Origin of the sequence: Streptococcus sp. HMSC065E03 (assembly GCF_001815045.1) — a bacterium.
GTDB lineage: Bacteria > Bacillota > Bacilli > Lactobacillales > Streptococcaceae > Streptococcus > Streptococcus parasanguinis_AD.
The window spans coordinates 66,366-91,216 of record NZ_KV818844.1; the positions used below are offsets into that span (position 1 = coordinate 66,366).

Sequence of the window (24,851 nt, forward strand, 5' to 3'; positions counted from 1 at the left end):
CAGTGATTATGTTGTAGAAGTGACAGGTCTTGTGGAAGCTCGTGAACAAGCGAATCCGAACTTGCCAACTGGAGCAGTAGAACTTAAGGTAGAGGCTATTACGGTTCTTAATACTGCCAAAACAACGCCATTTGAAATCAAGGACGGAATTGAAGCCAATGATGATACTCGTCTTCGTTACCGCTACTTAGACCTTCGTCGTCCTGAGATGTTGGAAAACCTCAAACTCCGTGCAAAAGTAACTCATTCAATCCGCAATTATTTAGATGAATTAGAGTTTATTGATGTGGAAACACCGTTCCTTTCTAAGTCAACTCCAGAAGGAGCACGTGACTACTTGGTTCCTTCCCGTGTCAACAAAGGCCATTTCTATGCCCTTCCACAAAGTCCTCAGATTACAAAACAATTGTTGATGAATGCTGGATTTGACCGCTATTATCAAATCGTGAAGTGTTTCCGAGATGAGGATTTACGGGGAGACCGTCAACCTGAATTTACACAGGTCGACTTGGAAACCTCTTTCTTGAGTGATCAAGAAATCCAAGATATCACAGAAGGCTTGATTGCACGTGTCATGAAAGAAACCAAGGGAATTGAGGTAACACTCCCATTCCCACGGATGAATTATGATGATGCCATGTCCTTGTATGGTTCGGATAAACCAGATACACGTTTTGAAATGTTGCTTCAAGACTTGACAGAACTTGTCAAGGGTGTAGACTTCAAAGTCTTCTCAGAAGCTCCAGCAGTTAAGGCGATTGTTGTCAAAGGTGCAGCAGATCATTACTCTCGTAAAGATATCGATAAATTGACAGAAGTTGCTAAGCAATACGGTGCAAAAGGTCTTGCTTGGGTGAAATATGTTGAAGGTGCCTTGAACGGACCTGTTGCGAAATTCTTGACAGACTTGACAAGTGACTTGACAACTGCTTTACAGCTAGAAGACAAGGATCTCGTCCTCTTTGTAGCAGATACTCTTGAAGTAGCCAATGCCACGCTTGGTGCTTTGCGTGTTCGTCTTGCGAAAGAGCTTGACTTGATTGACAACAATCAATACAACTTCCTTTGGGTAGTGGATTGGCCAATGTTTGAATGGTCAGAGGAAGAAGGCCGTTATATGTCTGCTCACCATCCATTTACACTCCCACAAGCTGAAACAGAGCATGAATTGGAAGGTGATCTTTCAAAAGTTCGAGCAATTGCCTATGATATCGTCTTAAATGGCTATGAACTAGGTGGAGGAAGCCTACGGATTAATCATAAAGACTTACAAGAACGGATGTTCAAGGCGCTTGGATTTACAAAAGAAGCTGCCAATGAACAATTTGGGTTCTTGTTGGAAGCAATGGATTACGGTTTCCCACCACATGGAGGATTGGCGATTGGTTTGGACCGCTTCGTGATGCTTCTTGCAGGTGAAGATAATATTCGGGAAGTCATTGCCTTTCCTAAGAATAACAAGGCGACAGATCCAATGACACAAGCTCCTTCTGTCGTTTCTGAAAAACAATTGGATGAGTTAAATCTTCAAGTAGAAGTAGCAGAGCAAGAATAGGACAAGAGAGAAAAAGGAAAGTCTAGAAATCAGTTGCTCTAAGATTTTCCTTTTCTTCTAATCGATGGATTGAAAATGAAAAAAACTCGCTTTCATAAGCTATTTCGCTATCATGTGCGGCGACTAGCTTATAACATTAAATTATTGCGCGTGCTGAAGAGCATCTCCCGTGAGAAATACGATGAAAAAGTGTCAGCTTCCTTGCTGTATGGATTTCTATCAGCAATTGCGGTCAACTTCTTCTTTCAACCAGGCCATGTTTATTCCAGTGGTGCAACAGGGCTAGCTCAGATTTTATCTGTTCTGAGTCATCGCTTTATAGGTTTTACGATTCCGGTTTCGTTGACCTTTTATGCCATCAATATCCCTTTGATGATTGTGGCTTGGTATCAAATTGGACATAAATTTACCATCTTTACCTTTATTACAGTTTCGATGAGTTCCCTCTTTATTCAGTTTGTGCCAGTGATTACGTTGACCAACGATCCGATCATGAATGCCTTGTTTGGTGGGGTTGTCATGGGGACAGGGATTGGTTTTGCTCTTCGGAACAACATTTCCAGTGGGGGAACGGATATTGTCAGTTTGACGATTCGAAAACGGACAGGAAAGAATGTCGGCAGTATCTCCTTTTTGGTCAATGGGACCATTATGTTGATTGCAGGTCTGACCTTTGGTTGGAAGTATGCTCTTTACTCTATGATTACCATCTTTGTATCGAGTCGAGTAACGGATGCTGTCTTTACCAAGCAAAAACGGATGCAGGCAATGATCGTAACGAGCCAGCCGGATGCCATTATTGAAAAGATTCATAAAAAATTGCATCGTGGAGCGACCATTATCCACAATGCAGAAGGAACCTATAACCATCAGGAAAAAGCAGTTCTACTGACAGTTATTACGCGTGCAGAGTTTAATGAATTCAAATATATTATGAAAAAAGCTGATCCTCAGGCTTTTATCACCATTTCAGAAAACGTTCATATCATTGGACGCTTTGTGGAAACAGAAGAATAAAATAAGGTCCCACATTGTGGTGACCTTATTTTGTTTATTCAGCTTCTCGGAGAAGGAGCCAACTATGGGCAGGAATAGAAAGTTCCTTTCCTTTAGGAATAGGCGTTTGGAGATTGGCATAAGGATAGGCAAACAGCAGTTGACTATCGCTCGGATGTTGATAGGTCGTGTCCTGATCACCGATATTAACGAGAATCGTTATTTTTTCACGATTTTTTTCAATCGTGTAGATAAAATGATGATCAGACAACCATTTGACATCACAGTAATCTCGAATCTCTTGTCCTTTTTTCAAACGAAGGAGAGGTTGCGATTTCCGGTAAGCAATCAATTCTTTAAGAAAAGCAAGTTCTTCTTGGCATTTTGAAAGGGATGTCCAGTCCAATTGGTTGAGACTATCTGGCAAGTTATAGGTGTTGTCTTCGAGCCCTTTTGTGCGGTAACGTTCTTGACCCGCATGGATAAAAGGTACACCTTGGGATAATAATACCAAATGAAGAGCGAGGCGTGAGAGAGTTTTTCTCTCCTCTAGACGAATCTCTTCTTTTTCAAGTTGGAAATAATCAAAAACAGTTGCATTGTCGTGGCATTCGACGTACTGAATGGCTTGTTGAGGTTGGATGAAATGAGCAGGTCCTACTTTCCCGACATTTGCTGTTAGGATATTAGAAAAATCATTGGCTGGATGTTGACTATCACAACGGTGACCGGCTAAGAGTGTTCTCTTGACCGTATCCCGGAAATTATCACTGAAAAAGCCAAAATCTGGTAATCGTTTTGAGTTGTACTGGTGAGCGAGCTGGTCTTCAGAGAGGCCTGTATCCATCTTCCACCCTTCCCCATAGAGATAGACGTTAGGATAGATTTCACGGAGCTCCTCTGCAATCTCTGTCATGGTTTGAATGTCTAAGATTCCCATCAAGTCAAAGCGAAAACCATCAAAACCGTAGAGGGAAACCCATTGCTTGAGGGATTGCTTGATATAGTGTCTTATCATGGAACGTTCACTTGCGACATCATTCCCACAGAAGGTTCCATTGGTCCGCCCTCCTTCTGCATTATAGCGGTAGAAATAACCGGGTACGATTTGTTCAAATGCATACTCATCGGCCTGGTAGACGTGATTATAGACCACATCCATGATAACACTGAGATTAGATTGGTGATAGGTTGCAATAGCATCTTGGAGCTCCCAAATCCGTGCATAAGGATCGTTGGGGTCACTGGCATAACTACCTTCTGGAACATTGTATTGGACAGGATCATAACCCCAGTTGTAGGCTTTCCATTGATTCTCTTCATCAACACTACCGAAATCATAGACAGGAAGTAACTGTACATGGGTAATGCCAAGTTTTTGAAGGTAATCAAATCCAAGGATTTGACCATTGAGTTGAGGCGATTCTGTCAAGCCTTTAAACTTACCAGGGTGTTTAAAGCCGGCCTCTTTTTGGACAGAGAAGTCCCGAACGCTCATCTCGTAGATGATTGCTTCTGTCGGGTCTAGTTGACGAGCAGCACGTGTGATAGGACGTGTGATCTTCTTGCGGTCGACGACTAAGCTATCTCCAGAGTTTGCTAAAGAGGATAGAGCATAGGGATCGTGGATCCGACGTTCTAGGCCATTGACACGGAACTCATAGTGGTAGGCAGCTCCTTCCCAGTCCCCTTTAAGCAAAAGTTCCCAGACTCCATTTTCTGTACGATGCATTGGATAGACCTGATCTTCGATATGAAGGGTCACATCTTGCGAAATGGGTGCCCAGAATTTAAATTGCGTCTGATTTGGTGTGTAAAAACTTCCTAAATCTTCTCCAGTATAGGTGAAGGTTTGATCGAAAATGGGTTTGCGAACGATGTTTCGATAGTGGAGTATAGAAGAATTTCCAGTAGCATCGTAGATGGTGTACTCTTCTCCGAGTTCAAGTGGAATAGGGCTTAAGAAATAGTCTCCTGTGTCAGTCGCTGCACTTGACGTTTTGACAGGGATTAAGGCAAGATGACCTTGGTTCGTTTTCAAATAAAAAGGAAGGATATGCTCCTCTCCCTTTTGGATACGAATGAGGTCTTGGTCATCTAAATAAGCAGTAAATGTAGACATAAAGACTCCTAAAGTTTCGTAATGGTATGGTCAATCAATTGACGGTAGCAGACGGTTTTTCCTTCTTTGTGATCTTTGATGATTTGAAGGATGGTCCGGACAGATTCACGCCCGAGTTCCACCGCATTGATGTCAATATAGGCTTCAATATCGAGTCGTGGCTTGATCGAATCAAAGGAAATAATCGGGATTGTCAGCTGGTGTTCTAATAGGTATTGGCGCACCCCTTCAGCAACGAGAATATCGGTCGTCATAATCGCATCTAGTTCTGTTAATGGTAGACTCTCCATCATTTGATAAGAATTATCTTCTAACATAAACCCAAATGAAAAATGAACGAGTTTTTCATCGAGAGGAATCCCTGCTTTTTGGAGGGCTTCTTTATAACCTTGGTAGCGGTCTTGAGACACAAACAGCTCTTTGTTTCCCCCGATAAAAGCAATTTTTCGGTAGTTTTGTTGAATAAAATAATCTGTTGCATCAAATGCGGCCTTGATATTGTCATTATCGACTAGCGAAACAAAAGGAGAGACCGCCTTTCCAAGGATGAGGAAGGGAAACTTGTCCTTCAGTGCAAATTCAACGAGGGGATCATTCGGGTTGGAATAAAGGAAAATCAAACCATCTACACGATTTCCGTAGATGAGTTGTTTGAGATTATCGAGCCGCCGTTCTTCATTTTGCCCCGTACAGATTTGGATGGCATAATCATTGTCTGACGCGATCTGGGTAATCCCTCTTAAAACAGTTGGGAAGAAAGGATTCTGGTAGAAGACGTCACTGTCGATTGGTAGGACCAAAGCAATGACTTGACTAGATTGGCTGACAAGGCTGCGAGCATTAAGATTGGGATGGTAGTCCAATTCGACCATGGCCTCACGGACACGTTTTTTTGTTTCATCACTAATCGTGGATTTGTTTTGGATGACGCGCGTGACAGTTGAAGGCGCGACGCCAGCGAGTTTCGCCACATCTTTGATGGTAACACGCATGAGAAAACCTCCTAGCGGTGATAGTCTGGATCACGGAAGTGGGTCTTATAAAATACCATAGCAAGATAGAGTACAAATAAGACATTTTGGATCATGATCGTCGTAGTAAATACTTGATGGAATAGTAAACTGATGAGGACACTTAGTAAAATAGGGAGTCCCAAGCAATTCAGAATACAGTTGAAACATTCCTTGAAAGTTTGTAGTGAAAAGAGTCGAGATTTTCGTGTCAAGTAGAGGAAGAAAGAGGCCCCTAGGATGAGAATCAAATAATTGACTGTCGACAAGAAGCCAGAGAAAATCACGAGAAAGAGACTGACAGGGAGTCGATTGTCGCGGAACCAATCGCTAGAGATAGCTTGAGTGAAGCTTTTTTTATCCCGAAGGCTCTCTTGATTAATAGCCTGGTATGAGACTGTAGCGAGTTCTTTATTCTCTTTTGAGATAATCAATTGTTTGCGATCAAAATGGAGTGTTAACTCCTTGCCTTTACTAGCCTTTGCCTCTTGGCCTAAGATAACCTGTCCTTTTGAAGTCTTGTGTACAGGGTTAGTCCCTGTATAGGTGAGCTCTTGGTCTTTGATCACGACGTGTTCTTGGATATCTTTCATAACGTCTGTTGATAAAGGATCAAACACATCGCTGACAAAGGTTGTCAAAGGATAGGTTTTGAGTTGAGCATTTTGCAGAGCCACAGGTAATAGTGTGATAGAGATTAGAAAGAAAGAAGTAAAAATCATTTGGAACCAGCTCAGTTTTTTGCGGTTTGCAAAAGAAGAGCGGAAATTGAAGATACTTGCGAAATAATTAAAAGGATAGGGCATAAGATGACCTTTCTAAACATAAGAGTATCAGAAATGCAAAGAGAAGTCTCTTTGATTGATTTTATTCTTAACGAAGGGTAGTAAAGCATCCACCATACTACCCTCAACTTAAAAATAAAATGTGCTTGAAATAAGATTCTATTTTATCCTTTATCCCCACCAGCTGTCAAGCCTGAAACAAAGTTCTTTTGTAGGAAGAAGAATAAGATACAGATTGGAACCGCGATCAAAATAGCACCGGCTGCAAAGAAGGCGATTTTTTGATTTTTTTGGTCACTGATAAAGGTTTGAAGACCAACGGCTACCGTATAGTTCACTTCGTCACGAAGCAAGAATTTAGACAAGATATAGTCTCCGAAAGGCCCCATGAAAGCCCAAAGCGCTTGAACGGCAATCATTGGACGAACAAGAGGGAGGACGATTTGCCAGAAGCGACGGAAGTGTCCAGCTCCATCCAATTTCGCAGATTCATCGAGGGAAATTGGAACAGTATCGAAGTATCCCTTCATCAACCAGGCATTCATTGGAATACCACCACCAACATAAAGGAAGATCAAGAACCAAGGTTGGTTCAAGGCATTCAGCATCAAAGCCATAACGAAGAAGGCTGTGAGGGCTGCCATGGTTGGGACCATTTGAATAATCAAGAAGAAGACCAAACTTTGTTTACGCGCCAAGAAATTGTAACGGCTGTATGCGTAACCTGCAAAGGTAACGATACTTGTTTGTACAATCATGGTGATAATGGCGATAACCAAGGTGTTCATATACCAAGTGCCATAATGAGTTTCAGAGAAAAGTTTTGAGAAGTTATCAAAACTAAGATTGCCACTAAAATCAAGTGTAAAGGCACTGACATTCCCTGATTTGAAGGCTGATAGAACCGTAATCAACAATGGATAAATGATAACGATTGAAAGAACCACCATGTACAGGTAAGTCAAGAAATGATTGAGGCGGCGTTTAAATTGAACTGAATTTTTCATTTTATACATCCTCCATATCAAATGCATGTAGTTTCTTGAAGGCAACCATAGAGATTGAGATCACAATCACAGAGATAATCAAGGTTACCGCTGCGGCCATTGAATATTGAGGAGAAGAATTGGTTGTCAACTTGTAGATCCATGAGATCAAGATATCTGTAGATCCGGCGTTTCCTCCGACAGAACCAGGTCCCCCATCGTTAAACAAGTAAATGATGGAGAAGTTATTAAAGTTGAAGGTGTACTGACTGATCAAAGTTGGAGCTGCAACAGCCATAATCATTGGGAAAGTGATGCTGCGGAATTTTTGCCAACCGTTGGCACCATCAATATAAGCAGCTTCGTAAAGATCGTTTGGAATAGATTGAAGAATCCCTAAAGTCAAGACGTAAATGTAAGGGAAGCCGAGCCAACCTTGCATCATAATCAAAGCAATTTTTGTCCAAGTAGGATCTGTTTTCCAAGGAATCAAAATGCCATCTAAGAATGGGAAGATCTTCGCAAACAATGGGATAACTTGTGCATTGATAGCACCGACACTATCGTTAAACATATTTGAGAAAGTTAAGATAGTGATGAAGGCTGGAACAGCCCATGGGAGCAAGAAGATAACCCCAAAGATTCGTTTTCCTTTTACGAATGGTTGGTTTGCAACAATAGCGGTCAAGATACCGAGTACGATTTGAAGAGTAGAAGCTGCGAGTGCCCAAATCAAGGTCCAGCCAAGAACAGATGTAAAGGCTGAGCGGAAGGTACTCAAGGTCCACATATTAGTGAAATTTTGGAACCCGATCCAATCGAGCAAGGTTGTTGGAGCGGTATGTTTGAAGTCGTAGTTGGTAAAGGCGATCATCAAAGTTACTAAAACTGGGAAGATAATCGCAAATGTCATAGCAATGTATGAAGGAATGATCAATAAATATGGGAAGCCATTTTCATAGATGGCTTGAACCATTTCTTTTCCAGTTTTTGGAACAGCGATGCCATTGTTGATACGTTTTGCAACGGTTCCAGCATCCTTAATATTTAAGGCATAAAATAGGAAGTAAACAATGGTAATGATCAAGTGGAAGGCGCCACGAATCAAGATAAAGAGAGAATTATCTTGTCCACGGACGGTTCCAAGTGTAACCAATTTCGCTAATTCTCCAACTCCGATTCCTAGGAAATAGGCGAGAAAGAGAACAGTTACGGCAAGAAAAATATAGCCTTTGGTTTTTTGTTTGTTATAAATTTGTCCAAGACCCGGGATCAAAGAGAGCCACATAGCCTTTTTAGGGTTTTGTTCTGTAGTCATTCAAATCTCCTTATAATGTCCTTGCCAGAGAGCAAGAAGACAAGTTTGACAGTGATCTAGTAGAAGGTTGATAATTGAACATAAGAGGTTGGGACTTTGTCTCCAACCTCTTACTCACACCTAAAAACTGTCTTATTTGCTACCGAATTTTTGTTCGATGGTTTCTTTAATCAATTTCACTGCATCGTCAGCAGATGCTTTTGCAGATTTTTTACCACTTACAGCATCGAAAAGCATAGTAGCAGCTGGATCCCAAACCGCACTCATTTCTGAGATATTTGGCATTGGTTGAGCGTTCTTGAATTGATCAACAACGGCAGTTGTCAATTCATCGTTTTTGCTAACCGCATATTTACGAGCTTCTGTGTTGGCAGGAACTTCATTGGTCTTGTCAAACAAAGCTTTTTGTTGGTCAGTACTTGTCAAGAAGTCAATGAATTTTTGAGCGCCATCAAGGTTTTTCGCACCTGCAGGGATAACCCAAGCTTTACCACCACCAAAGGCAGAGTATTGTTTTCCGTTTGGAAGAGTTGGAATCGTTGCGACACCGTAGTTTACTTTAGCTTCTTTCAATGAAGCAGCTTTCCAAGGACCATCGATGATAGCAGCTGTTTTACCTTCTTGGAATTGTGTTTGGATGAAGTTAGCAGCAGCTTTTGTATCTTGCAAACCTTTTGGCCATTTAGCATACCAAGTTTTTGCATATTCGATACCATCGACAGAACCTTGGTTGTTCAATCCAATATCTTTAGGATCTGTACCATCTTTACCAAATACATAACCACCATTACCTGAAAGCAAACCGTAAGTGTAGTAGAAGTTTGTCCAGTCAGCTAAGAAGGCAGTTGTTTTACCAGGTTCGCTAGCGAAGTCGTACTTGCTATCTTTTGCAAGATTTTCAAGATCACCAAATGTTTTTGGAGCTTCGCTTACAAGATCTTTGTTATAGTAGAGAACCAAAGTTTCGATGACAGCAGGTGCACCGTAAACTTTACCACCGTTTGTTACAAGAGCTTCAGTTGTTTTATCTGTATGGCTATCTTTGTTTAATGTAACTTCAGCCAATTGACCATCGCTACCAAGACCACCTACACGGTCGTATGGAGCCATCATTACGTCTGGAGCTTTTTTAGATTGGTTATCAAGAGAAAGGTTATCCAATCCACCAAGAGCATCACCAGTCTTGATTTTAATTTTTACGCCATTTTCTTTTTCAAAAGCTTTTGCAGCTTCTTCAACATAAGATTTGTAGCCTTTGTCTACATAGACGTTGATTTCTTTACTTGCCTCAGAAGAACCTGATGAGCTATTGCTACAAGCAGCAAGTAAGAAGCCGGCAAAACCAACTGTACCAAGTACAGCAGCACTACGTAAAATTGTACGTTTCATGATTTATTCCTCCTAAAGAATAAAAAAAGATAATAATTAGAAACCGTTTTAGACAAACGTTTTCCTAAAACGTCATAAGTATATCACAAGGCGAAAACGTTTGCAAGTAGTTTTAAACAATTTTTTTTAAAAATATTTTAATTCCGAACTTTCTTCTATAAAGTGCATCAAATTTGTTGACATTAGCCAAAGGAAAGAATACACTAAGGGGGTGAGGACATTCTGAAAAAAGTTAAAAAGTTTTTAAGAAATCCCTTGCAGAAAATATGGAAAAAGTTTATAATGACATGGTACGCAAACGTTTTCGTAAAAATTGCGTAAACTGAGTTGCGCCTGTTCGATTTTTAACAAAGAGTAGAGCCGCTTGAGAGCTGGATACGACTCTGCAACGATACCCATACCGTGCACCGAATCGCAGGCTTCAAAGAAATAAAAAGAGGTGGTAACCCATGAAAAAACGTCAAAGTGGTGTTTTGATGCACATTTCTTCCCTTCCTGGACAATACGGAATCGGATCATTCGGACAATCAGCATATGATTTTGTTGATTTCCTCGTTCGGACCAAGCAACGTTACTGGCAAATCTTGCCGCTTGGTACAACTAGTTATGGAGATTCTCCATACCAATCTTTCTCAGCTTTTGCTGGGAACACTCATTTTATTGATTTCGATCTTTTGATCGAGCAAGGTTTGTTAACAGAAGCAGACCTTAAAGGAGTGGACTTTGGTCAAGATCCTACTCAAGTGGATTATGCAAAGGTTTTTGAACAACGTCGTCCCTTGCTTGAAAAAGCAGTTGCGAATTTCTTAAAATCAAGTGATCAAAAAGAATTCCAAGAATTTTGTGAAGCCAATGCTTCTTGGTTGGAGCTCTTCGCAGAATACATGGCTATTAAAGAACACTTTGATTTGAAAGCTTGGACAGAGTGGCCAGATGCAGCTATTCGTGCGCGTGAGCCAAAAGCTTTGGCTAAATACCGTGAAGAATTGGCTGATAAATTGACTTACCATCGTGTAACTCAATTCTTCTTCTTCCAACAATGGTTGGCCTTGAAAGCTTATGCCAACGACCACCACATTGAAATTGTGGGAGATATGCCAATCTATGTAGCGGAAGATTCAAGTGACATGTGGGCTAATCCTCATCTCTTCAAAACAGATGAAAACGGAAAAGCAACTTGCATTGCAGGATGCCCGCCAGATGAGTTCTCAGCAACTGGTCAACTTTGGGGGAACCCAATCTATGACTGGGAAGCAATGGACAAAGATGGCTACCAATGGTGGATTGAACGCTTGCGTGAAAGCTTCAAGATCTATGACATCGTTCGGATCGACCACTTCCGTGGTTTTGAGTCTTACTGGGAAATCCCTGCTGGTTCTGAAACTGCAGCACCAGGTAAATGGGTCAAAGGTCCTGGCTACAAACTCTTTGCAGCCGTGAAGGAAGAGCTCGGTGATTTGAACATCATCGCTGAGGACCTTGGCTTTATGACGGATGAAGTTATTGAGCTTCGCGAACGTACTGGCTTCCCAGGAATGAAGATTCTTCAATTCGCCTTCAATCCTGACGATGAAAGTATCGATAGCCCTCACTTGGCACCAAACAACTCTGTGATGTACACTGGAACACATGATAACAACACAGTTCTTGGATGGTACCGCAATGAAATCGACGATCCAACTCGTGAGTATCTTGCTCGTTATACCAACCGGAAAGAGTACGAATCTGTACCGCATGCTATGCTTCGCACCGTCTTTGCTTCCGTCAGCTTCATGGCGATTGCTACGATGCAAGACTTGCTTGAGTTAGATGGCTCAGCTCGGATGAACTTCCCATCTACTCTCGGTGGTAACTGGTCATGGCGAATGACAGCGGATCAATTGACTCCAGCTGTCGAGCAAGAATTGCTTGATTTCACTACGATCTATCGTCGTGAAAACAAAGACTTGAAAAAAGAAGTTAAGAAAGCAAAAAAATAATCTTTCCCCCTATTAAAATTGTTGAAACAAAGGAGACTCCCAACATGGAATCATTACAAAAATATGTGATTGATCATCATCAAAAAACAATTGCTGAATGTTCAAATGAAGAATTGTACATTGCCTTGCTAAATTACACGAAGCAAGCAAGCGCTCAAAAGAAATTAAATACTGGTAAGAAAAAAGTTTACTACATCTCAGCTGAGTTCTTGATCGGTAAACTCTTGTCTAACAACTTGATCAACTTGGGTCTTTACGACGATGTTAAAAAAGAATTGTCAGATGCTGGTAAAGACTTGATCGAAGTCGAAGAAGTGGAATTGGAACCATCACTTGGTAACGGTGGTTTGGGACGTTTGGCAGCCTGCTTTATCGACTCTATCTCAAGCCTTGGTTTGACAGGGGATGGGGTTGGTTTGAACTACCACTTTGGTTTGTTCCAACAAGTCCTTAAAAACAACCAACAAGAAACGATTCCAAATGCATGGTTGACTGACCAAAGCTGGCTCGTTCGTTCAAGCCGTAGCTACCAAGTGCCATTTGCACACTTCACATTGACTTCTACCCTTTATGATATCGATGTCCCTGGTTACAAGATTGAAACCAAGAACCGTTTGCGTTTGTTCGACTTGGATTCAGTTGATTCATCTATTATTGAAGATGGTATTAACTTTGACAAGACAGATATCGCTCGCAACTTGACCCTCTTCTTGTACCCAGATGATAGTAACCGTCAAGGGGAATTGCTCCGTATCTTCCAACAATACTTCATGGTATCAAACGGTGCACAATTGATCATCGACGAAGCCATCGAAAAAGGAAGCAACTTGCATGACCTTGCTGACTATGCTGTTGTCCAAATCAACGATACTCACCCATCAATGGTCATCCCTGAATTGATCCGTCTTTTGACAGAACGTGGTATTGGAATGGATGAAGCCATCTCTATCGTTCGTAGCATGACGGCTTACACTAACCACACAATCCTTGCAGAAGCCCTTGAAAAATGGCCACTTGAATTCTTGCAAGAAGTGGTTCCTCACTTGGTTCCAATCATTGAAGAATTGGACCGCCGTGTTCGCGCTGAATACAAAGATCCAGCTGTTCAAATCATCGATGAGAATGATCGCGTACACATGGCGCACATGGATATCCACTATGGATTTAGCGTAAACGGGGTAGCAGCACTTCACACAGAAATCTTGAAGAATTCTGAGTTGAAAGCCTTCTACGACATTTACCCTGAAAAATTCAACAACAAAACAAACGGTATCACATTCCGTCGTTGGCTCATGCATGCCAACCCAACCTTGTCACACTACTTGGATGATATCCTCGGACGTGACTGGCACCATGACGCATCTAAATTGGAAGACCTTCTTTCTTATGAAGATAAAGATGCAGTCAAAGCAAAATTGGAAAACATCAAGTCTCACAACAAACGTAAATTGGCTCGTTTCTTGAAAGACCATCAAGGTGTGGAAATCAATCCTAACTCTATCTTTGATACCCAAATCAAACGTCTCCACGAATACAAACGTCAACAAATGAACGCTTTGTATGTGATCCACAAATACTTGGACATCAAAGCTGGAAATATCCCTGCTCGCCCAATCACTGTTCTCTTTGGTGGTAAAGCAGCTCCTGCCTACACCATTGCACAAGATATCATCCACTTGATCCTTTGCTTGTCTGAAGTGATTGCAAACGATCCAGCAGTAGCTCCACACTTGCAAGTGGTGATGGTTGAAAACTACAACGTAACTGCTGCAAGCTACTTGATCCCAGCTAGCGATATTTCTGAGCAAATCTCTCTTGCTTCGAAAGAAGCTTCAGGTACTGGTAACATGAAATTCATGTTGAATGGTGCATTGACACTTGGTACGATGGATGGAGCCAACGTGGAAATCGCTGAATTGGTTGGACGTGACAACATCTACATCTTCGGTGAAGATTCAGAAACTGTAATCGATCTATATGAGAAATCAGCATACAAATCAGCGGACTTCTATGAACGTGAAGCTATCAAACCATTGGTAGACTTCATTATCAGCGATGCCGTTCTTGCAGTTGGTAACAAGGAACGCTTGACTCGTCTTCACAAGGAATTGATCAACAAAGACTGGTTCATGACTCTTCTTGACTTGGAAGACTACATTGTCACCAAAGAACGTATGTTGGCTGACTACGAAGACCGTGATGCATGGTTGGATCAAGTCATCGTTAACATTGCTAAAGCAGGATTCTTCTCATCTGACCGTACGATCGCTCAGTACAATGAAGATATCTGGCACTTAAACTAATCATTAGTTGTTAGACCAAGGTTCTTAGGACCTTGGTCTTTTTCATTTCTTGTTATTTGGGAAGAAAAAGGAAGGAATTTAAAGAATGGACACTTCTGTAAACAGTGTTGTTTTTTTGAATTTTTCCGAGCCGGCAGGGAAAAAATTACATAATTTTTTATTTTAACCTTCAGATCTAATCTATTGGTATAAAAAAATACTTCCCCTAAAAAAGCCTTCCGGTGAAATTTATAAAAAGAGAAACCAGGATGAAAATCCTTGAAAATAAAGGATTTTTCACAGGTGCTTACATATATTTTCAACTAAAAGATGAGGAAGGTCCGGAAGGTTTGGCGTTTCAAGTTGTTATATCTTTAAAGTAAAATAAAAAATTAAATAGACAAATATTTAAAAATGGTTGATTGTGATACAATAGAGTTAACTGGCAGTAGCATATTTTTGCCTCTACAGTGAGATTTTTTTAAACATAAACAAAAAGGAGAGTTTTGAAAATGAAAAGCTATCGTGAACATGTTTCGAAGCAGGAAAAATTTTCAATTCGTAAGTTATCAGTCGGTGTTGTTTCATTGGCTATCGCTGGATTAGCTACTGTTAATACCTACGGAGCAGAAGTGAAAGCAGATGAGGCAACAGCGCCTGCAACTGAAGCGACTACTACGGATACAGCAACAAGCGATGCAGCTGTTGCAACAAGTTCTAAGTTGACATCTACAACTGTGACAGAAGGAAATAAAATAGTTACGACTACTTATGTAGAATCACCGGAACTTGAAAAAGCAAAAGCTGATGCAGCTACAGAAGGTGTAACCGTTACAGAAGAAGCTGAAAAAGTCCAACCATCTATCACAGCAGCAGAAGCAGATAATAAAGCTCAAACAGCTGAAATCAACACAGTCGTTGAAAACTACAAAAAGGCCAAAGCTGAGTATGAAGCAAAATCTCAAGAAATCACATTGATTGAAAAGAGAAATGCGGAAGCAGAAGCAGATTATCAAAAGAAAGTAGCAGAGTACAATCAGCAAAAGGCAGCTTATGATAAAGCTTTAGAAGAGTACAATGCTAAAAAGGCAGCTTATGATGCCAAAGTAGTAGAAAAAGCAGCAGCGGATAAGGCTAATGCAGAAGCAAAAGCTAAGTATGATGCAGAAATGGCTGTTTACAATACAGCGAAAGCGCAATACGATAAAGATTTACAAGAATACCAAACTAAGAAAGCGCAATACGATAAAGATAAAGCAGCTTATGATCAATTGGTAGCGAAGAAGGCAGAAGAAGATGCTGCTAAGGCTCAATACGAAGCTGATCTTGCAAAATACAATGTAGAAAAAGTACAGTACGAAAATGATTATATTGCTTATCAAAAGAAATTAGCTGAATACGAAGTTGCCAAAAAACAATATACGGACGCGAAACAAGCATACGACAAATATATGACAGACAATGCGTATGCTGACCTTAAAAATGTTTCAACTGTTCAAGATTTGACCTTCCAACGTGAAGGTGGTGCAACTCACACCATTGACGGCATCAGCACTTATCTTACTCGTGATGCTCAAGCTCGTTTAAATACAAGCAATGTCCATCAATATGATTCTAATAAATTGGAAGCTTCAGATATTGTAGCAACTAGTCCTTGGGCCAATAATGAAACTGAGTACATTCAAGTGAAAGAAGGCGATAAATTTGTCGTTACTTATGATAACTTGAATCAGTCCAGCATGCGTGAAAATACGGATATGCATCCAATCAAACGTGTGATTTACCGTTATGAGATTTTAAGTCTTCCATCAAATGATGGCAAAGGGATTGCAGCAGTCAACGCAGATCCAACGGTAACCATGACAGTGGGTGCTTCAACAGACCAAGACAAACCTGTTAAGGTTGCTGTCGATGTTGAATTCTATGATGGTGATGGCAATAAATTTGATTTGACTCAACGCAATGCCATTGTCGCTTTGAACTCGCTCAACCACTGGACAGGTGCTTCCTATGTCGATAGTGGAGACAAACCTCGTGCCCTTACAGTAGAAGCCAAAGATAAAGATGGCAACACTGTTCGTGGAACTTGGGATCCATATGCAGATGGTTCATCCATGAGCATTGAAAACAATGAAGTGAAGGTTAAAACAGGAAAAGCAGACTTTGGTACTGCAACTGTTTCCATTTCAGCAGACAACCCTCTCAAAATTGTGACTCAGAAATATGGTTATGTTAAAGATGACACAGGTAAATGGGTTCCTGGTACGACACCTGAGAAGGAAGAAGTAACGGATGCGTTAACTGTAAATGCTTCGGGTTCAGGAAGTGTTCATTCTATTGGTACAGAAGAATTTACCTTTGAAGGTAAGGATGATGTTATCGGATCATACAAAGTAGATGCAACTACAGGTCAAATTACGTTCACGCCTAAGAAGAAATTTGAAAACGTGGAACACCAAGAGTCTGTAAATGTTGGAAATAATAAATTTATTCCAATTCCAAACTCAAGTGTTTCTTATGATGCTGCTACTAAAGAAGTGACTTCCTTTAAAGATAACCAATATATTGAACATGGCTCTGTCTTTAACGGTGAATCTTCAACAACTCTTGAAGGTTGGGATAATCCATCTTCTCCATACCTCTATTATGGTGGAGCAGGCTTGAAGATGTCAGATGGACACTTAGTCTTTACGGCTAATGGTGCCAATGCGGCTGGTCAACCAACGGTTTACTGGTTTGCCATCAACTCAAATGTAGGTCTTCCTAAAGAGCCAGGAGAAGAACCGAAAGAGCCAACAAAACCAACAGAACCAAAGGCTCCAACTCCACCAACGATTACAGTGGAAAATCTACCTGCAGAACCAAGCAAACCAGAAGAACCTAAAGGTCCAACGGCTCCAAAAGAACCTAACTACACTGTGATCACAGTTGATGTGAAGGAACCAAAAGCGCCAACTCCACCAAAAGCGCCAACCCCACCGACTCCTGAAGTCGTTCCAAATACGAATCCGGTGAAACCGGAAGCTGAAGTGAAATGGCATAAGAACAAAGTGGTAACGGAAACAGATATTCCAACCCCACCAACACCAGTTCCTCCAACTCCACCAACTCCATACAACCCACCAACACCAATTGTTCCACCAACACCAATCGTTCCACCAACTCCAGAGGTTCCAACCGAACCAACTCCTGAAGTTCCGGAACAGCCTGTACAAGCTGCGCAACCACAAACACCTGCGCTTCCAAATACAGGTACAGAAAGCTCAACTGTAGCTGTTCTTGCAGGTGCGATGGCTGGATTGCTTGGATTGGGTCTTGCACGCAAGAAAAAAGAAGATTAATTCTTAGTTCTTTCGTTCATTCATCTAAATAAAGAAAGTCAGAAGGCAAGTTCTTCTGGCTTTTTTGATGGAGTGATGACCAAATAGTTGAGAAATAGAACAGAATAGTTTTTGGATGAGGAGAGGAAATGGCTTTTATAGACCAAATCGTGTCGAAATAAAGCAGAATAGAAATGGATGACACAAGAAGAAGAGAATGAGGTATACTGGTGGTGTTCGAATGAAAGTTTATAGGACTCCGTTATATCTCTAATCATTCCAATGATACAGTTGCGATGGCTTTTCATCTTTTGCACCCATTATTTTCCAAATGAATTTCATTTGAACGTATCAGTGATCAGGCAAGTGCTTCCACGGTTTTGAGGCGCTTGCCTTTCTATCTGTATCGCGATATAATAGGGTGTAAGAAATGAAAAGGAGTTTGTATGAAAAAGAAACCTATCTATCTTTACATCCTGTTATTTTTCTCTACGGTTGGAACCCTAACTTCAGCTGTTTCAACCTTTGGAGCTTCAAAGAGTTTTGAGCTGACAGATGATTTTGCGAAACAACTTGGTTTAACAACGGCTCAAGACAAGGCTGACTATGTGACATATTATGAGAAATCAGCCCAACTCAATCAGTCTCCACTAACCTTTTTATTTGTTTCCCTGATTCTGATTGCTTTGCTGGCAACTTTCTATTTCCTCTTTATGAAGCAGGATCTGTTAACAGCACATTATACTTATATGGGGCAGATTTTGTTAAGTCAAGCCTTCTCTTGCTATAATTATTTTGCAGGGCGTCCACTATTAGCTAGTTTTTCAACCCCGTCCCTTCGCCAACGATATCTGGCATCTTCGTCCATTGCTTTGTTACTCTTGACGGCGTTTGCTCTTCTCTTCCTTGGAATTGTTTTGTATAAAACCTTGCGTTTGAGAAAAGCTCAAGCTAGGGCATAATAGATAAGTTTGAATGGAGCTCTCTTAGAGGATAAGAGAGCTTCTTGATTGGAGAAAAAAGATGAAAGTATCCTTTGTTTATATTAGTCTGAGTGGGAATACAGAGAGTTTTGTCCGCCGTTTAAGTGACTATTTGCTGGAAGCCCATCCCGGACTTGAAATCGAGAAAGTTCATGTGAAAGACCTAGTCAAAGAGGGCCAGCCCTTCTTTGAAATGACCAATCCTTTTATCACTTTTTTGCCTACCTATTTGGAGGGTGGAAATGGTGTCGACAATGGCGATGTGGAAATTTTGACGACAGATGTTGCGGATTTTATTGCTTACGGAGACAACGCCAGCAAGTGTTTAGGAGTGGTTGGGTCAGGCAATCGGAATTTTAACAATCAATATTGTTTAACCGCTAAGCAATACAGCCAACGCTTTGGTTTCCCTATGTTAGCCGATTTTGAAATGCGGGGGATGTTGGGAGATATTAAAAAAGTAGCTGCCATTGTAGAAGATTTGTATCATCTTTAAAATAAAGAGAGTGGGACAGAAATCGGTAATTCGTTAGAATTCGATTTCATCGTCCCACATCCGCACAGTTGAGTAGGGCTGTAAAAGCTGATGAAATCAGCGTATTAGAGCCCACTCAACCACTGCATCTTGCTCGACATCCAAAAACAATTGAGAGGCTAGGACTTTTGTCCCAGCCCCTTATTTGTTGCGACTGAATAGAAGAGGAGTCACATTTTATATGACTCCTCTTCTATGGCTTATTTTAATTTTTCAGTGATTTCTTTAGCAAGTAGGAGTCCCAATCGATAGTCTTTGTTGATGGCGTGGATGACATCGTTGATGTTGTCGGTCTCTTGGATTTTTTCCTTGATGCTATCTTTGAAAGCTTGATCTTTCAAAAGTTGCTCTTGTAAGAGCCGTTGTAGTTTTTCTCTTTCGTACTTGTTAAATAAAAAGAGGATCACTAAACTGATGAGGATTAAGATGTAAACGGTTTGATTCATAGATTTCTCCTGTATATAAAGGATCTGAAAATATAGAGAATGAAAGACATTGGGCATGAGAAAAGGAGTGAGAAAGAACTAAATTGAATCGCATTTAGTTTCTCCTCTCACTCCCATAAGAGATGTTCTACTTATCCATCATAGATAAGAAATTACATTTTCTCAGGTGCATCGACACCAAGTAAGCGAAGGGCTTCTTTTAAGACTACTGCTGTTGAGTAGCTAAGAGCAAGACGGCTTTCGCGTTCTGGGCTTTCATCCAAGATACGAGTGTGTGCATAGTATTTGTTGAAGGCTTGAGCCAAGTTGATAGCATATTTTGCGATCAAGGATGGATCATAGTTTTCAGCGGCACGTTTCACGACACGAGCAAAGTCTTGGAGAAGCTTGATGATTTCCCAGCTTTCAGGATCGCTCAAGCTGTATGTCGCATCTGTAGATGGTGTGAAGTTGGCTTTGCGAAGGATTGATTGGATACGAGCGTATGCGTATTGAACGTAAGGTCCAGTTTCTCCTTCAAAGGATACCATAGCTTCGAGGTCGAAGTCATACCCATTGCGGCGGTCTGTCTTCAAGTCGTAGAATTTAACCGCACCAACACCGACTGCATGTGCCACTTCTTCCTTGTTTTCCAATTCAGGGTTCTTTTCTTCAATCTGCGCTTTGGCACGAGAGATGGCTTCTTGAAGAGTTGGTTCGAGAAGGATGATATTTCCTTTACGAGTTGACAATTTTTGGCGGTTTTTAGTCACCAAACCAAAGTCAACGTGAACCATATCATCGCTCCAGTCAAATCCCATTTTCTTCAGAACAGCTTTCAACTGACGGAAGTGGTTGGATTGTTCTTGCCCTACAGCATAGATGTTTTTCACAAAGTTGTAAGTCCGTGCACGGTAGATAGCGGTTGCGATATCACGCGTGATGTAAAGAGTGGCACCGTCTGATTTCTTAATCATAGCTGGTGGAAGGTTGACATCATCCAACTCAACGATGCTAGCCCCTTTAGATTCTTTCAACAAGCCTTTGTCTTCAAGGATTTGAACCCCTTCGTCCATCTTGTCGTTGTAGAAAGCTTCTCCGTTCAAGCTATCAAACTCAACACCGAGGAGTTTGTAGATACGGTTGAATTCCACCAAGCTTTCGTCACGGAACCATTGCCACAATTCAGTGGCTTCTGGATCCCCATCTTCTAATTTTTTGAACCATTTACGTCCTTCTTCATCAAGCTCAGGATCGTTTTCGATTTCAGCGTTGATTCGAACGTAAAGTTTTAGCAATTCATCGATTGGGTTGGCTTCGACAGCTTCCTTGCTACCCCATTTTTTGTAGGCCACCATCAAGAGACCGAACTGTTTACCCCAGTCCCCCAAGTGGTTGATTTTAATCGTGTTGTAGCCCATTTTGCGGAAGATGTTTGAAAGAGCATCCCCGATAACGGTTGAGCGCAAGTGACCAACTGAGAATGGTTTTGCGATGTTTGGGCTTGAAAGGTCGATGGTAATGTTTTGACCTTTACCTTCGTCTTGTTGACCGTAGTCTGCACCTGCTTCGATGACGGATTTGATTACCTGATCAGAGATCTTAGATTTGTCTAAGAAGAAGTTCACGTAAGGTCCAGTTGCAACGACTTTTTCGAAGGCGCTTTGGTCGATCTTTTCAGCAATATCTGCAGCGATTGCTTGAGGAGCCTTGCGTTCCACTTTTGCAAGTGAGAAGGCTGGAAAAGCAATGTCACCAAGATCAGATGATTTTGGTTGTTCAAGCAAATTTAAAATAGCATCTTGGTCAAGAGAGTCAATCACTTTGGCCAATTCACTAGCAATGAGTTCTTTATTATTCATATTAGCTCCTTAGTCCTTTTAACTATTATTTTAACACAATTCTGAGCGAATTTTCAATTTTTTTGGTATAATTTAAAGTATATTTATTCAAAAGTGGAGGTCCAATGAAAAAGACAGAACGTCACCTTTTGATTCAACAAATGATTCGAAATGAAAAATTGTCGACTCAAAAAGAGATTCAGGATCGATTAGAAGCAAAAGGAATTGCTGTAACGCAAACTACTCTGTCACGAGATTTGCGCGATCTGGGTCTAGTCAAGGTGAAACGAAAAGACCAGTTGTATTATATTTTGCCAAATGAGCCTGAGGTGGCAGAGATTTATATTATGTTGTCCAGCCATGCCAAGTCTGTCTCACGAGCAGAATTCACTTTGGTTTTGCGGACAGAGCTGGGAGAAGCAGCTCTCTTGGCCAATGGTGTAGATGAGATGTCAGATGAGCGTATTTTGGGAACAGTAGCAGGGGCCAATACCCTCTTGATTGTTTGTCGAGACCAAGAGGCAGCCATTGAAATTCAAAATGAAATTTTAGGGATGATGCAGTAATCAAACCCCTTGAAAAGAAAGAAAATACCCCGTTAAGATGTCAAAAGGAGGAAGATAGTGAGCTATCTACTCCTGTTTTCATCTATGGAGCTTGCATCAGAAAATGGTGCAACAGTAAGGATTGAAAAAGTATGACAGTAGAAAAAATATCCCCTGGGATGCAGCAGTATCTAGATATCAAAAAAGATTATCCGGATGCCTTTTTGCTGTTTCGAATGGGAGATTTTTACGAATTATTTTATGAAGATGCAGTGAATGCGGCTCAAATTTTAGAGATTTCCTTAACCTCACGGAATAAAAATGCAGAGAATCCGATCCCTATGGCGGGTGTTCCCTACCACTCGGCCCAGCAGTATATTGATGTTCTCATTGAACAGGGGTATAAGGTCGCGATTGCAGAACAAATGGAAGACCCCAAAGAAGCCAAGGGGGTCGTTAAGCGTGAAGTCGTACAGGTGATTACGCCGGGTACAGTGGTGGATTCGACCAAGCCAGATAGTGAGAACAACTTCCTGGTTGCTTTGGATCGTTCAGGAAATGAGTATGGGCTAGCCTATATGGATCTGGTGACAGGGGAGTTTCAGGTGACGACCCTCAATGACTTTAGCATGGTTTGTGGAGAAATCCGCAATTTACGTGCGCGTGAGGTGGTCCTGGGTTACGAGTTGCCAGAACAGGAAGAACGTGTGTTTGTTAGCCAGATGAATCTCTTGTTGTCACATGTAGAGACGGCGCTTGACGATGTTCAACTCTTAGGGGATCAGTTGAGTGAGCTAGAAAAGAAAACGGCTGGAAAACTTCTCCAGTATGTCCACCAGACACAAATGCGGGAATTGAGCCACCTCAAAAAAGCCCATCATTATGAGATTTGCGATTTCTTACAGATGGACTTTGCGACCAAGGCTAGTCTTGATTTGACAGAGAATGCGCGGACTGGGAAGAAACATGGTAGCTTGTATTGGTATTTGGATGAAACCAAGACGGCCATGGGAGGTCGTTTGTTGCGGTCCTGGATTCAGAAACCCTTAGTCGATTTGAAACGGATTCGAGAGCGCCAGGACATCATTCAGGTCTTTATGGATCATTTCTTTGAACGGAGCGATTTGACCGACAGCCTCAAAGGGGTCTATGACATTGAACGCTTAGCGAGTCGGGTTTCCTTTGGCAAGATCAACCCTAAGGATCTCTTGCAGCTGGGAGATACTCTGGGTCATGTGCCGACGATCAAGTCGATTCTACTGGGGATTGGTGATCCAGTCTTAGATGTCTTGATTGCACGCTTGGATGAACTTCCTGAGTTGCACCGCTTGATTACCTCAGCTATTGCTCCGGAAGCATCTGCTGTTATTACAGAGGGAAATATCATCCGAACTGGGTTTGACGAGCAATTGGATCAATACCGTGTCGTTCTTCGGGATGGTACTGGTTGGATTGCTGAGATTGAAGCTAAGGAGCGCGAAGCCAGCGGCATTACAGGTCTAAAGATCGATTACAACAAGAAGGATGGCTACTATTTCCATGTCACTAATTCTCAATTGAGTCACGTTCCTGCTCACTTTTTCCGCAAGGCGACCTTGAAAAATTCAGAACGCTTTGGTACGGAAGAATTGGCACGCATCGAAGGAGATATGCTAGAGGCGCGTGAGAAGTCTGCTAATCTGGAATATGCGATTTTTATGCGGATTCGGGAAGAAGTTGGCAAGTATATCCAACGTCTGCAACAATTAGCTCAGGCGATTGCAACGGTTGATGTTTTACAAAGTCTAGCCAGTGTCGCTGAGTCACAACAGTTGAATCGTCCCCTCTTTCATGAAGAGCGGCGAATTGCGATCGACAAAGGTCGCCATCCGGTTGTTGAGAAAGTGATGGGAGCCCAGTCCTATATTCCTAATAGCATCTTTATGGACGAAGAACGGGATATTCAGCTGATTACGGGGCCAAATATGAGCGGGAAGTCTACCTATATGCGCCAATTGGCGATCATTGTGATTCTTGCCCAAATTGGCTCCTATGTTCCAGCGCAAATGGCTGAGTTGCCAATCTTTGATGCGATTTATACTCGAATCGGAGCTGCTGATGACCTGGTATCGGGTCAGTCTACCTTCATGGTGGAAATGATGGAGGCCAATCATGCCATTCGCAAGGCAACGCCCCAGTCCCTGATTTTGTTTGATGAGTTGGGACGGGGAACAGCGACCTATGATGGGATGGCCCTCGCCCAATCCATCATCGAATACATTCATGATCGAACCGGAGCCAAAACCTTGTTTGCGACCCATTACCATGAGTTGACGGCTCTCTCAGAGACCTTGTCCCGTTTGGAAAATGTGCATGTTGCGACCTTGGAGCGAGATGGTCAGGTTACCTTCTTGCACAAGATTGAACCCGGCCCAGCAGATAAATCCTATGGGATTCACGTGGCCAAGATCGCTGGTTTGCCAGAAGAATTGCTGAAGCGGGCGGATGCGATTTTGACCAAGCTCGAAGGACAAGCCCAGCAAGTACCGCTTGCGGATGCAACCCCTAAAAAGGAAGTACCTTCACAGGTTGCTGAACAAATGTCCCTCTTTGAGGAAGAGACAGAAAATACAGTGATCACAGAATTGAAGAATCTGGATCTCTACAATATGACTCCGATGGAAGTCATGATGGCAGTCGCCGAATTGAAAAAGAAATTGTAAAAAGGGAGTGGGAAAGAACTCTGACTGGATAAAAAGAGTTCGTTTTCCCACCCCCGCACAGTTGATTAGGTCATCTTT

At 41.7% G+C, this 24,851-nt stretch carries 17 protein-coding genes; 9 read left to right on the plus strand and 8 right to left on the minus strand.

Translation table 11 applies throughout. The annotated features are described in order from the left end of the window. Positions 1-1,555 (plus strand): aspartate--tRNA ligase (aspS, locus tag HMPREF3002_RS01735; RefSeq protein WP_070664972.1); only part of this gene is annotated, 1,555 nt, incomplete at its 5' end. 75 nt (positions 1,556-1,630) lie between these two features. Next, on the plus strand, positions 1,631-2,572 hold the full coding sequence (locus tag HMPREF3002_RS01740; RefSeq protein ID WP_070664974.1) for a YitT family protein: 942 nt from the start codon (positions 1,631-1,633) through the stop codon (positions 2,570-2,572). A 34-nt stretch (positions 2,573-2,606) separates the two neighbouring features. On the opposite strand, the gene pulA is transcribed toward HMPREF3002_RS01740, so the two are convergent. The 6 genes from pulA to HMPREF3002_RS01770 all read right to left on the minus strand — a co-directional run bounded on the left by pulA (position 2,607) and on the right by HMPREF3002_RS01770 (position 10,161). Beyond that, on the minus strand, positions 2,607-4,673 hold the full coding sequence (pulA, locus tag HMPREF3002_RS01745; RefSeq protein ID WP_070664976.1) for a type I pullulanase: 2,067 nt from the start codon (positions 4,671-4,673) through the stop codon (positions 2,607-2,609). An 8-nt stretch (positions 4,674-4,681) separates the two neighbouring features. After that, positions 4,682-5,665 (minus strand): LacI family DNA-binding transcriptional regulator, encoded by a 984-nt coding sequence (locus HMPREF3002_RS01750; protein ID WP_070664978.1) that lies wholly within the window; start codon positions 5,663-5,665, stop codon positions 4,682-4,684. Positions 5,666-5,676: 11 nt separating this feature from the next. Continuing rightward, the gene (locus tag HMPREF3002_RS01755; RefSeq protein WP_070664980.1) at positions 5,677-6,489 is read right to left on the minus strand and encodes a DUF1189 family protein; all 813 of its coding nucleotides are present in this window, start codon (positions 6,487-6,489) and stop codon (positions 5,677-5,679) included. A 143-nt stretch (positions 6,490-6,632) separates the two neighbouring features. Beyond that, positions 6,633-7,475: a sugar ABC transporter permease gene (locus tag HMPREF3002_RS01760; RefSeq protein ID WP_021154117.1), complete on the minus strand. Its 843-nt coding sequence runs from the start codon at positions 7,473-7,475 to the stop codon at positions 6,633-6,635. Position 7,476: 1 nt separating this feature from the next. Next, entirely contained in the window at positions 7,477-8,772 is a 1,296-nt protein-coding gene (locus tag HMPREF3002_RS01765; protein ID WP_031574712.1) for a carbohydrate ABC transporter permease, read from the minus strand. Between the two features lie 132 nt (positions 8,773-8,904). Next, positions 8,905-10,161, minus strand: a complete 1,257-nt coding sequence (locus tag HMPREF3002_RS01770) for an extracellular solute-binding protein (protein WP_070664982.1) — start codon at positions 10,159-10,161, stop codon at positions 8,905-8,907. A 449-nt stretch (positions 10,162-10,610) separates the two neighbouring features. Between HMPREF3002_RS01770 and malQ the strand changes: the two genes are divergently transcribed. The 5 genes from malQ (at position 10,611) to nrdI (ending at position 19,221) form a co-directional block, all read left to right on the plus strand. Beyond that, complete coding sequence (malQ, locus tag HMPREF3002_RS01775) at positions 10,611-12,140, plus strand: 4-alpha-glucanotransferase (RefSeq protein WP_070589841.1); 1,530 nt, start codon at positions 10,611-10,613, stop codon at positions 12,138-12,140. A gap of 44 nt (positions 12,141-12,184) precedes the next feature. Next, entirely contained in the window at positions 12,185-14,443 is a 2,259-nt protein-coding gene (glgP, locus tag HMPREF3002_RS01780) for a glycogen/starch/alpha-glucan family phosphorylase (RefSeq protein ID WP_049471794.1), read from the plus strand. 491 nt (positions 14,444-14,934) lie between these two features. Continuing rightward, entirely contained in the window at positions 14,935-17,763 is a 2,829-nt protein-coding gene (locus HMPREF3002_RS01785; RefSeq protein ID WP_070664984.1) for a GbpC/Spa domain-containing protein, read from the plus strand. Between the two features lie 425 nt (positions 17,764-18,188). Continuing rightward, positions 18,189-18,704 (plus strand): ABC transporter permease, encoded by a 516-nt coding sequence (locus tag HMPREF3002_RS01795; protein WP_070664988.1) that lies wholly within the window; start codon positions 18,189-18,191, stop codon positions 18,702-18,704. Positions 18,705-18,765: 61 nt separating this feature from the next. Continuing rightward, entirely contained in the window at positions 18,766-19,221 is a 456-nt protein-coding gene (gene nrdI / locus HMPREF3002_RS01800; protein ID WP_045760033.1) for a class Ib ribonucleoside-diphosphate reductase assembly flavoprotein NrdI, read from the plus strand. A 239-nt stretch (positions 19,222-19,460) separates the two neighbouring features. Here nrdI and HMPREF3002_RS01805 read toward each other — a convergent pair whose 3' ends face one another. Both HMPREF3002_RS01805 and argS read right to left on the minus strand, forming a co-directional pair. Further along, a complete protein-coding gene (locus tag HMPREF3002_RS01805) occupies positions 19,461-19,706 on the minus strand; it encodes a MarR family transcriptional regulator (protein WP_070664989.1) in 246 nt (81 codons plus the stop codon). Positions 19,707-19,858: 152 nt separating this feature from the next. Beyond that, on the minus strand, positions 19,859-21,547 hold the full coding sequence (gene argS, locus HMPREF3002_RS01810; RefSeq protein ID WP_070664992.1) for an arginine--tRNA ligase: 1,689 nt from the start codon (positions 21,545-21,547) through the stop codon (positions 19,859-19,861). A 104-nt stretch (positions 21,548-21,651) separates the two neighbouring features. On the opposite strand from argS, the gene argR reads away from it, so the two are divergent. Both argR and mutS read left to right on the plus strand, forming a co-directional pair. Beyond that, a complete protein-coding gene (gene argR / locus HMPREF3002_RS01815; RefSeq protein WP_023919910.1) occupies positions 21,652-22,092 on the plus strand; it encodes an arginine repressor in 441 nt (146 codons plus the stop codon). Between the two features lie 131 nt (positions 22,093-22,223). Beyond that, positions 22,224-24,773, plus strand: a complete 2,550-nt coding sequence (mutS, locus tag HMPREF3002_RS01820) for a DNA mismatch repair protein MutS (protein WP_070664994.1) — start codon at positions 22,224-22,226, stop codon at positions 24,771-24,773. Positions 24,774-24,851: the final 78 nt, after the last annotated feature.

What these genes read in the sequence shown, in the direction of transcription:
- HMPREF3002_RS01740 (WP_070664974.1), top strand. Translation starts at nt 1,631, where the DNA reads ATGAAAAAAACTCGCTTTCATAAGCTATTTCGCTATCATGTGCGGCGA.
- pulA (WP_070664976.1), bottom strand. Translation starts at nt 4,673, where the DNA reads ATGTCTACATTTACTGCTTATTTAGATGACCAAGACCTCATTCGTATC.
- HMPREF3002_RS01750 (WP_070664978.1), bottom strand. Translation starts at nt 5,665, where the DNA reads ATGCGTGTTACCATCAAAGATGTGGCGAAACTCGCTGGCGTCGCGCCT.
- HMPREF3002_RS01755 (WP_070664980.1), bottom strand. Translation starts at nt 6,489, where the DNA reads ATGCCCTATCCTTTTAATTATTTCGCAAGTATCTTCAATTTCCGCTCT.
- HMPREF3002_RS01760 (WP_021154117.1), bottom strand. Translation starts at nt 7,475, where the DNA reads ATGAAAAATTCAGTTCAATTTAAACGCCGCCTCAATCATTTCTTGACT.
- HMPREF3002_RS01765 (WP_031574712.1), bottom strand. Translation starts at nt 8,772, where the DNA reads ATGACTACAGAACAAAACCCTAAAAAGGCTATGTGGCTCTCTTTGATC.
- HMPREF3002_RS01770 (WP_070664982.1), bottom strand. Translation starts at nt 10,161, where the DNA reads ATGAAACGTACAATTTTACGTAGTGCTGCTGTACTTGGTACAGTTGGT.
- malQ (WP_070589841.1), top strand. Translation starts at nt 10,611, where the DNA reads ATGAAAAAACGTCAAAGTGGTGTTTTGATGCACATTTCTTCCCTTCCT.
- glgP (WP_049471794.1), top strand. Translation starts at nt 12,185, where the DNA reads ATGGAATCATTACAAAAATATGTGATTGATCATCATCAAAAAACAATT.
- HMPREF3002_RS01785 (WP_070664984.1), top strand. Translation starts at nt 14,935, where the DNA reads ATGAAAAGCTATCGTGAACATGTTTCGAAGCAGGAAAAATTTTCAATT.
- HMPREF3002_RS01795 (WP_070664988.1), top strand. Translation starts at nt 18,189, where the DNA reads ATGAAAAAGAAACCTATCTATCTTTACATCCTGTTATTTTTCTCTACG.
- nrdI (WP_045760033.1), top strand. Translation starts at nt 18,766, where the DNA reads ATGAAAGTATCCTTTGTTTATATTAGTCTGAGTGGGAATACAGAGAGT.
- HMPREF3002_RS01805 (WP_070664989.1), bottom strand. Translation starts at nt 19,706, where the DNA reads ATGAATCAAACCGTTTACATCTTAATCCTCATCAGTTTAGTGATCCTC.
- argS (WP_070664992.1), bottom strand. Translation starts at nt 21,547, where the DNA reads ATGAATAATAAAGAACTCATTGCTAGTGAATTGGCCAAAGTGATTGAC.
- argR (WP_023919910.1), top strand. Translation starts at nt 21,652, where the DNA reads ATGAAAAAGACAGAACGTCACCTTTTGATTCAACAAATGATTCGAAAT.
- mutS (WP_070664994.1), top strand. Translation starts at nt 22,224, where the DNA reads ATGACAGTAGAAAAAATATCCCCTGGGATGCAGCAGTATCTAGATATC.